Raw genomic sequence first — 7,100 nt, forward strand, 5'->3', positions numbered from 1 at the left:
CACCGTTGCACGGCGCTTCCCGCAATGCAGGCAATCTGGCCACCCGGACCGCATGTCCGCTTTACCTCATCCCTCCACCGGCCCCAACGCCGGCAGAGGAAATGAACCTGGGCTTATGCCGTCTCCGCATCCACCGAGGCCGATGCGGAAGTCTTGCCATTTTTCGCACCGGGCGCGAAAGCCTTAGCGGCTGAGCGGAATGACCTTGCGGCGCCAGTCCTGGGTGATCTGGTCACGAACCTTCGAGAGGCCGATCCAGTCGACCGGGATAACCTTGTCCATCGCCTTGACGACCGTGCGGTCACTCACATCGGCAGCGACCGTGGCCTTGGTGTTGGTCGGCGCATAATACATGGCGGCGGTGAAGGCTGCCTGGGCTTCCGGGCTCAGCGCATAATCGACGAACTTTCGGGCCGCCTCGGACGACGGGCCGCCCTTGACGAGGTTAAGCGTATTGATCTGCAGGATCGTGCCTTCCTTCGGAAGAACGACCTTCATCTTGCCCTTGGAACCATCGGCGTTCACCTGGCTGCGGGCATTCCAGCCCACGCCCAGCGACACCTGGCCGTTGACGACATTCGGATAGACTTCCGGCTTCGGTTCCCAGGTCTGGACGTTCGGTGCGACTTCCGCCATGGCATTGATGCCGGCGTCGATATTCTTGATGAAGTCGGTGCCGCCATTCATGTGGTCCATGATGATCGTCGTGCCGATGCCGACGATGTCAGGGGCGCTCAGCATGGCGATCTTGCCCTTGAGGGCGCTGTCTTTGAGGGCGTTCCAGCTATCCGGCGCGGTCTTGATCGCATCGGTGTTGTAGATGAGAACGAGGTTGTCGAAAGTCACGCCGACACCGGCCACACCTTCGAAGCGGGCGTTTGGATAGAGGTCGGCAACGTTCTTGGTCACGCTTTCATCGACCTTGTCGAACAGGCCTTCATCCGTGCCGGTCTTGGCGACGGAAACATCCATCAGCGCAATATCGGCCTGCGGTGCAGCTTTCTGCGCGCGCAGCGAGCCGAGCATGGCGGCAGAACCCTGCTGAGGGAAATAGTCGACCTTGATGTCAGGGTTGGCGGCCATGAAAGGCTCGATGACGGCCTTGGTGTAACGCTCCTGGAAAAGGCCGCTATAGCCAAGGAACGTCACGGTCTGCTGGGCGTGCGCCGGCAGGGCGGCCGCGCCAAGCATGAGAATCCCACTCAGAAGTATCGTTTTCTTCATTGTCCTGTTCTCCTCTATTGTTATTGGGTGGCGGGCCTGGCCCGCCATCCGGAATGCAGCGTCAGGCGCTCAGCTTGGCCTGGACGAATTTGTTGGCGCCGGAAATATCCGGCAGCTTCTCGCCGTTGCGCAGGCGTTCCAGAAGCACGATCTCGGCTTCCTGCATGCCGATGGCCCGTTCCGCCATGGCGCGGGCCTGGCTCGGATGAAGGGCTACGACGCCGCTTTCGTCGCACAGGATCGCATCGCCCGGGTTGATCACCTGGCCGCCGACGCTGATCGGAACGTTGATCGCGCCTTCCAGACCAAGGATCTTGGTGGTGATCGGCGACGGGCCGCGGCACCACATGGGCATGTCGACCTTGGTGAACTCCGAGAAATCGGTCGCCGGACCGTCGACGACACCGGCTTTGACGCCCGCCATCTTCATGGTGTTGGTGATGACGCCGCCCCAGCAGGCATGGCGGGTATCACCGCAACGGTCGATGAGGACGATATCGCCCGGACGCACGAGTTGCGTCAGGTAGTGGAGCATGGTCGAATCCGCATTCGGGATACGCAGCGTGACGGCGGTGCCGGCCACGCGCTTGCCCGGAAGAACGGCGCGGATTTCAGGATCGACAAAGCCGGAGTGAAGCACATGACCGATCGTTGCGACTTCGACCTTCTCAAGAAGCTCGATGATATCAGCGTCGATCTGTTCCGGCATGGGGTTGACGATAAACATTAGGTCTTTCTCCGATCAGAGAACGTGGTGGTTCGCCACCGGCACGTTGGCTCGCACCTTGGCCGAATAGTCGAAATCGAGGGCGGCTCCCGCCGTTCCGACAGTGTCGGAGCATTGCGCGATGATGTGGCCCCAAGGGTCGATGACCATGGAATGGCCCCAGCAGGCCTTCTTGCCGCCCGCATGGGCGCCGATCTGGCCGACGGCGAGGAAATAGGTCTGGGTTTCGACGGCGCGGGCGCGGGCCAGCACTTCCCAATGGTCCTTACCTGTCATCAGCGTGAAGGCGGCAGGCAGAACGATTACATCCGCGCCCTTGTCCCGCAGGGCGCGGAACAGTTCCGGGAAACGGATATCGTAGCAGATGCCGCAACCCACCGTCCTGTCGCCAACCTTGTAGGTCACGACCTCTTCGCCACGGGCAACGGAATCGGATTCGCGATAGCTGATGCCGTTCGGCGTATCGACGTCGAACAGGTGAATTTTGCGGTACCGGGCAATCTGCTGGCCATCGGGACCGAAAACCAGCGTCGAATTGTAAAATCGGTTGCCTTCCTTCTCGACGATGGAGCCGGCATGCAGCGTAACCGCATGCTTCTTTGCGAGCCCCGAAAGCAGCGTATAAATCTCGCCACCGGGAAATTCCTCGCCGCTCTCATGCATCTCCTGAGGATTATCTCCAAGAAATGCGAAGTATTCTGGAAGCACAACAAGGTCAGGATTGTCCGCCTTGACTGCCTTCTCAATCAGATCGGCAGCAACTTTCAGATTTTCTGCCTTGTCATTCTGGGTATTCATTTGAACAAGTGAGACTTTCACGTTGCTCTCCTCTCATGTTGCGAGGAGAATTAAGAACGGGAACTGTTTTCATGACAAACGGAAAAACTCTATCGAAACCCATAAGATAAGCTTATGGATTAATCATCTTGCGATGCAGCATAAAATTTAAGCTGCGGCGGTCATCCATTGCGTGGTGGTTTCACTGACGATTTCGGTCGCCATGTCGGCGATGGCACGGGCAAGTGCGTTGTCGCCACGCTCCTGGTAAACCGTGTGGAAGGTAAGAGGCGGCACCGGCGGCGTGATGTCGAGAATACGCGCTTCGCCCGACTTGATGATGCCGTCCACCAATACGCGCGGCAACGCGCCCACGCCAACCGCCGTGGCCACAAGGCGGGTCATGATCGACAGCGAATTGGAATTATAAATGCGGCTATCGGACAGGCCGTGGGAATCGAGGAGCGCGCGTAACGCCTGGTGCGGCTGTGACCCGGTCGAGAAGGTAAGCAGCGGAAAATGCGCGATATCTTCCAGTGTGACACCCGTTTCAGGCAACGGCAGTTCGACTGCGCCGACCCAGCAGGACTCAAATGTGCAGAGCGGTGAGTTGTAGATATCCGCGGCCATGATCGGCCCCATGATGAAACCGACATCCACCTCGCCGTTCTGAATGCGCTGGGAGAGTTTCAGGCTGGTATCGATGGTCAGATCCAGGCTGACACCGGGATATTGTTCGTTCATGCGGCGGATGAGCAGCGGCAGCCAGGCATAAACGATCGTATCGGCGGCACCGATGCGCACGGTGCCCCGCAACGCCTCCCGGTTACTGACGATCTGCCGGAACTCGCCGGTGAGGTTGACGATCTTTTCGGCATGCTGCAGCGCCAGACGACCGGCGGGCGTCAGGTTGACGCAGCGCACATCGCGCGTGAACAGCACCACACCGAGTTCACGCTCCAGCGCGGCAATCCGGTTGGAGACCGACGCCTGCGTGGTGTGCAAACGTTCCGCGGCCGCCGAAAAGCTGCTCAACCGTGCCGCCCAGAGGAAAGTTTCGAGGAATCGCGTATTCATGGGGTCAATCTTCTCGCATGGCTCCGCGATCCAGCTCTGCGTCTCTGGCTTCGTCTTGCCCTTGGCCTTTTTGGTTCGAGGGGCAGTATGTCCGATGCGCGCGCCGATAGGCAAGGGATCACCGGCATCCGGCTGGACGACCCGGGTTGCCGCGTAATTATTAAGATCCCAATCCGCATCTTCGGTAAACGCGGCGGAGAACACGGCTCACGCGAGGGCTTAGAGCACGATGCGGGTTTCGTCGTCGCCTGGCTGATGCTTGCACGTCGTGCGGCATATATCCCCGACCGCCTTCTCGGCCGCCAATATCGGCGTTAAGCCCGATTTTTTAGAGGGCCGCGTCTCACCTGGCCAGAATATCAAGCCTCGGATTCGTTCATGGCCGCAAGTCCCTTTTCACGGCGGCGTCGAATTTCATCAGCGGCGACGGTTGCATTTGTATAACCATTCGTTCCCCCCACCTGCACGGTCGGTGATGCGAACTGGATATCGTTTGCCTTAAAGTCAGTTACAATGCGGTTCATGATCTCGCGCCGGATCATAAACTGCTCGCCGGGTTTGGTTGTGAAACCCACGCGCACGACCACGGCATATTCACCGAATTCGGCTACGCCCTTCATCTTCAATGGCTCAATCAATATGTCCTTGTATTCCGGCTTCTCGGCAATGTCCGTGCCGATGCGTTTGATAACCTTGCGCAGCTTTTCGAGATCGGTGTCGTAAGGGACGGAGATGTTGAACTTCGTAACCGACCAGTCACGGCTCATATTCTGCACGGCGCCCAATTCACCAAACGGCACGGTGGTAAGAGGGCCGCGATGATGTCGCAGCTTCACCGAACGCAGGGAAAAGCTCTCGACCTCCCCCTTATATTTTCCGGTCTCGATATATTCTCCAATGCGGAAAGCGTCATCCCAGAGATAAAAGATACCCGAAATAAGGTCCTTCACTACGGTCTGAGCACCGAAACCTATGGCGACACCGGCTACCCCAGCCCCCGCAATCAATGGACCTATATCGACACCGATACTGGTCAGCACCATCATGACGGCAATCGCGCCGAGGATAATCGCGAGAATATTGTGTAAAATCGGCAGCAGCGTACGAATGCGGGCGTTGCGGCCACGCTGCGCATCGCTCAGGTGGCGGCCGCGCGGCCTTTCCGCCATGTGTATCGAGATTTCCGCCTTGAGGAACTGCCAGAGAATGTCTGCGACCAGAAGGACCGCGATTGCCTGGGTGACGGCCCGTGCGACACGACTGACCAATGTGTCCCCCGCTCCCATCATCATGCCGGCAGCATCCACGCCGGCCACGTTTGCGATCCACCAGGCGGCGAGGATGATGACAAGCGCCCGCACACCCCGTTCGCTGATGACGAACCCCATGCCCGTAGGGCGGGCAACCTCATTGCCTCCATGCAGGCGTGCGATGACGGCGGTCGTCAATCGCAAGGCCGGGGGGAGCAGCAGAGAGGCGATGCCGACCCAGAATAAAACATGAAGCCCGATGATCCAGAGGATCAGAAGCACGATCACCGCCACCGTCATCACCCAGGACCAGACTTTACGAGCGGTTTCCCCATGGTCTGCGCGGTGCGGGCGGCGCCAAACCGCTTCGACGGCAAGGGTGAAGAGAGCAAGGGTGAAGATAAGGACCACGAGCAGCACTGCGCCTTCGGTAAAGCCGAAAAGCTTCATCAATTCCACGACCGTCCAGCCGGCGATAAAGACACGCAGACCGCGCTGGAAACGCGAAAACCAGTAACGCAGACCATCCGGTGTCATAAGCGGCGTGGGCTCCGCCTGCGAATCGGATATCGGACTGGCGGTGTGTATATCAGCCGGTTCAGCGAGCGCGGTTTCGCCGACTGGGGAAACGACGGGTTGCTCTTCTTCCGGGTAAGCCTTTTTCTCGTCCGGCTGTTCAATCAACCAGACGATGTAGCCGCCAAATAAAGTCGTGAAGCGGAGAACGATGGCTGCAATCGCCAATATGAGCGCCGTTCTCTGCATCAGCGGCGGCCAATTGACAATGGCCAGCGGCAGCAGAGCGCCAACCGCGAAGCTGACGGCCTGTCCGCAGGCATGAAGGCCAACTGGCACGGCAGCCATCGACTCCGCCAAATGGCGACGCCAATGCCGCCCCGACAGATAATCAAATAACCGCTCGAAACCCATGGCAAAAAGAGGAATGAGCAGCATCAACAAGAAGAGACGAAGAACGCCGCGCTGCATCACCTCCGCTGCAAGCTTGTCAACCGCTGTCTTCATACCGGGAGCGAATTCCATGCTCCCCGTCATCACGGTGTCAAGCCGCTCTTTGACTGTATCGAGCTTCTCGGCGATATAGCCGGACTGCATTGCCGCCGCCGGAGCCGGCGACTGAGGCACGGGGTTGACCGCCTGGCTATCTTTGAGCCAGGCGGCGACCTGCGGATCCGCAAGCAACCGGGAGATTTCACGCAGCTTTTCCACAGGCGGCGCAGCCGCGTCCTGGGCTTTTACAGGATTGAAAATACAGATGAACAATGCGATCGCGAAGAAGTACCTCCAGCTACGCAGGCAGCCGCAGAACGCAATTGTCGTCATGCTTTTCAAAGCCTCCCTCATTCCCGATCGTCAAGAACAACCCGCTGCACGCGCGCTCCCGGAAGGTCGTCCGCCTTCAGCCGTGACCGTCATGTAGCGGCAACTCCCCATGCCGGGAGCATACCGGGAATATCAACTGACGGTCATGCCCCTTCCGTGCCTGTTGTATTGAAACATACCATCATCCCGAGCTTTCGTCGAAACTGGTTCACAACGCGGAAGACGACTGACCGGGGGGAGAGCTCACCAATCCCAATGCAACGGCAACACCCGCACCATAGGCGGGATCACAGCAAGTACAATTGTCAATGTGACGTTGTTTGATGAAAGCCGGTGCATATCCCAGCACCGCAGCGGGTATTGGCATAAAGCAGCTGCTGCTGTCGGGCTGGCACCGATTGGCATCGGGCTGGTGATAGCAGGCGTTGTCTCGTTGTTCCAGCTTGCCGATGGAGGTTTTCTGGCTGGAGCGATAACCGCTTGCTCAACAGCGATCCTGCGTCTGCTGCCACGTTTTCCAACCGCCGGGGTGTTGGTGGGTGGAGCGATACTTGCCTTGCTTTGGGCGATGTATGGATACAGCCCAGCATGATCCAACCGGCTGCGGCGATTGTCGTGCCCCGTCTCCGTACGCCTTGTACTAGACGTAAAAATGGCTACTCCCTCCTGTTGGGAGGCCGCAAAAGTCTTGATAGTTTTGGAGT

Annotated in this window: 6 protein-coding genes and 1 pseudogene; 1 reads left to right on the plus strand and 6 read right to left on the minus strand. The window is 58.7% G+C overall.

Translation table 11 applies throughout. The features are described 5' to 3' along the window. Positions 1 to 183: 183 nt before the first annotated feature. The 4 genes from N5D22_RS26070 to N5D22_RS26085 form a co-directional block, all read right to left on the minus strand. Positions 184 to 1,224: an ABC transporter substrate-binding protein gene (locus N5D22_RS26070; RefSeq protein WP_279657894.1), complete on the minus strand. Its 1,041-nt coding sequence runs from the start codon at positions 1,222 to 1,224 to the stop codon at positions 184 to 186. A gap of 61 nt (positions 1,225 to 1,285) precedes the next feature. Continuing rightward, positions 1,286 to 1,951, minus strand: coding sequence for an RraA family protein (locus tag N5D22_RS26075; protein ID WP_279657893.1), 666 nt, complete (start codon positions 1,949 to 1,951; stop codon positions 1,286 to 1,288). A 15-nt stretch (positions 1,952 to 1,966) separates the two neighbouring features. Beyond that, complete coding sequence (locus N5D22_RS26080) at positions 1,967 to 2,749, minus strand: carbon-nitrogen hydrolase family protein (RefSeq protein ID WP_279657985.1); 783 nt, start codon at positions 2,747 to 2,749, stop codon at positions 1,967 to 1,969. Positions 2,750 to 2,896: 147 nt separating this feature from the next. After that, positions 2,897 to 3,805, minus strand: a complete 909-nt coding sequence (locus tag N5D22_RS26085) for a LysR family transcriptional regulator (protein ID WP_003504286.1) — start codon at positions 3,803 to 3,805, stop codon at positions 2,897 to 2,899. Positions 3,806 to 3,892: 87 nt separating this feature from the next. Here N5D22_RS26085 and N5D22_RS26090 point away from each other — a divergent pair, with 87 nt between their 5' ends. After that, positions 3,893 to 4,123, plus strand: a complete 231-nt coding sequence (locus N5D22_RS26090) for a hypothetical protein (protein ID WP_279657890.1) — start codon at positions 3,893 to 3,895, stop codon at positions 4,121 to 4,123. 41 nt (positions 4,124 to 4,164) lie between these two features. Here N5D22_RS26090 and N5D22_RS26095 read toward each other — a convergent pair whose 3' ends face one another. Then, positions 4,165 to 6,396 (minus strand): mechanosensitive ion channel family protein, encoded by a 2,232-nt coding sequence (locus N5D22_RS26095; RefSeq protein WP_279657888.1) that lies wholly within the window; start codon positions 6,394 to 6,396, stop codon positions 4,165 to 4,167. A 247-nt stretch (positions 6,397 to 6,643) separates the two neighbouring features. Then, positions 6,644 to 6,751: pseudogene (locus N5D22_RS27170) on the minus strand (catalase); the annotation flags it as partial. Positions 6,752 to 7,100: the final 349 nt, after the last annotated feature.

Source organism: Agrobacterium sp. GD03872 (assembly GCF_029840625.1).
Lineage (GTDB): Bacteria > Pseudomonadota > Alphaproteobacteria > Rhizobiales > Rhizobiaceae > Agrobacterium > Agrobacterium fabrum_A.